This window comes from Vibrio sp. Y176 (assembly GCF_033438945.1).
On record NZ_JAWOQS010000862.1, the window covers coordinates 1 to 582 of the forward strand.

Sequence of the window (582 nt, forward strand, 5' to 3'; positions counted from 1 at the left end):
GATCAATTGATCAAATGGCAACATGATCCGCACGTGGTTTGTGTGGTGTTAAGTGGTGCGGGAGAAAAAGCATTCTGTGCTGGCGGGGATGTGCGGGCGATGTATCACGTCATGCACAATGAGAGCAAAGAAGCGACCGTAGAATTTTGCACAAAATACTTTGCGTTGGAATACGAGTGTGACTACTTAATCCATACCTACAATAAACCCATCATTGGATGGGGTGAAGGCATCGTGATGGGTGGTGGCATGGGGCTGTTTATGGGCACAAGCCACAAGGTTGTTACGCCAATATCGCGTTTAGCCATGCCAGAAATCAACATCGGTCTATATCCAGACGTAGGTGGTACTTGGTTCCTTAGTCAAATCGATCCCGAAGTGGGTTTATTTCTTGGCTTGACCGGTGCGCTCGTTAATTCGAGTGACGCTGTCACTACTGGTCTGGCGGATTGGCTGTTGCTGGAAGAACAATACCCCACTTTGTTAAAAGAGTTACAAAAAGTGCCATGGGGGACTTCTGGTGCGAAGGAACTGGTTAGTGCGTTGTTGGCGTTGTTGGAAGAACAAATCATCGACAGCAAA

General features: G+C 47.6%; 1 protein-coding gene. It reads left to right on the forward strand.

Going from position 1 to position 582, the window contains the following annotated elements:
• The coding region (locus R7O13_RS29090; RefSeq protein ID WP_318305485.1) for an enoyl-CoA hydratase/isomerase family protein at nucleotides 1-582 on the forward strand (582 nt) is incomplete at both ends.